Annotated in this window: 3 protein-coding genes; 2 read left to right on the top strand and 1 reads right to left on the bottom strand. The window is 39.7% G+C overall.

Annotated features, from left to right (window positions below; translation table 11 throughout):
* Window positions 1-196, top strand: a 196-nt coding sequence (locus JMW90_RS13350; protein ID WP_265089249.1) for an exonuclease domain-containing protein, incomplete at its 5' end; no start/stop codon positions are given.
* A 27-nt stretch (window positions 197-223) separates the two neighbouring features.
* Complete coding sequence (locus JMW90_RS13345; protein WP_045455364.1) at window positions 224-874, top strand: IS1595 family transposase; 651 nt, start codon at window positions 224-226, stop codon at window positions 872-874.
* A 138-nt stretch (window positions 875-1,012) separates the two neighbouring features.
* On the opposite strand, the gene JMW90_RS13340 is transcribed toward JMW90_RS13345, so the two are convergent.
* Window positions 1,013-1,341, bottom strand: a 329-nt coding sequence (locus JMW90_RS13340) for a siderophore-interacting protein (protein ID WP_201564732.1), incomplete at its 5' end; no start/stop codon positions are given.

The raw sequence follows: 1,341 nt of genomic DNA, 5'->3' as shown, positions 1-1,341 counted from the left end.
AGGGTCTATTTGTCAAATAGGCTTGGCTAAATATTTGAACGGTAAGTTAATCGATACATACAGCACTTTAATTTTACCGCAGACGTCTTTTAGTCGTCAAAATATAGAAGTGCATGGTATTACCAGTAGTATGGTAAAAGATGCGCCGTCTATGTATGACATTTACTGGCAAATATTAAAATTGGGGCTGTCCTAGATAAGTAAAATAATCTAGGATAGTCATATGAGAAAGAGCAGATTAAGTTGGTACAAACAAACCAGACTCATTGAACTATTTATTGCCGGTTCTACCGCAAGAACAGCAGCAAGCTTAGTGGGTGTTAATAAAACAACAGCTAGCTATTACTTTCACAGGCTAAGACTACTGATTTATGAAAATAGTCAGGAACCTGGTCTTCTAGAAGGCGAAATAGAAGTTGATGAGAGCTACTTTGGCGGTAGACGCAAAGGCAAACGTGGTCGCGGTGCTGGTAATAAAGTGCCTGTGTTTGGACTGCTTAAGCGCAATGGCAGCGTCTATGCTTGTCTCATCCCTAATGCCAGAGCCGATACCTTAATCCCTATTATAAGAGAAAAAGTAAAGCCTGATAGCATCGTTTATACTGACTCATTCAGAAGTTACAATGCCCTTGATGTCAGTGAGTTTACCCATTACCGTATCAATCATTCAAAAGAGTTTGCACAAGACAGAAACCATATCAACGGAATAGAGAACTTTTGGAGCCAAGCCAAGCGTCATATGCGCAAATATAATGGCATCCCAAAAGAGCATTTCCATCTGTTTTTGAAGGAATGTGAGTGGCGTTTTAACTACAGTGATCCAAAACGTCAATTACACCAGCTAAAACAATGGGTTAAACAGGAACTGAACTAGTTATCTAGGACAGCCCCTACTTTTATTTAGCCAACAAAAATATATAAGCAGTGGGGTAATGATTAGTAACGCAAAATTTATCAATCATTATTTAAACCGCTGTCAAAATAGTTCAAAAATACAAAACGTCATTGCTTATCATTCTATACTTTGGGCATCCTCTCGTTTGACAATTTTATGCTGGTCTTCTGTACTATCGACTTTCCAATAGCTAGATATGCACAAATGCGTTTTTGGTATTGGGCGATCTACCTTAAAGTAATGGCGTAAGGTGCGCATACTATGGAACTCGCAAGCTGCCCAAACAGCAGGTTGTCCTGCTAGCCACGTAAGCGTTGTAACGCGATCAAGTATTGGGCTAGTTTCTGCATTTGGATGCGTGTTTATCACCCAATGAATGTCAAGGTTGTCTGGCTTCTTGAGTAGTTGCTTATCTGCTTCATTGGTAATCTCAAGGACTGCATAGC

This window comes from Psychrobacter glacincola, from assembly GCF_904846215.1.
Taxonomy (GTDB): Bacteria; Pseudomonadota; Gammaproteobacteria; order Pseudomonadales; family Moraxellaceae; genus Psychrobacter; species Psychrobacter glacincola.
Note: the sequence above shows the minus strand (reverse complement) of the source record. Positions and strands in the feature narration are given on the sequence as shown.

Bases quoted from the DNA above. Each gene is read 5' to 3' on its own strand.
- JMW90_RS13345 (WP_045455364.1), top strand. From the start codon at position 224: ATGAGAAAGAGCAGATTAAGTTGGTACAAACAAACCAGACTCATTGAA.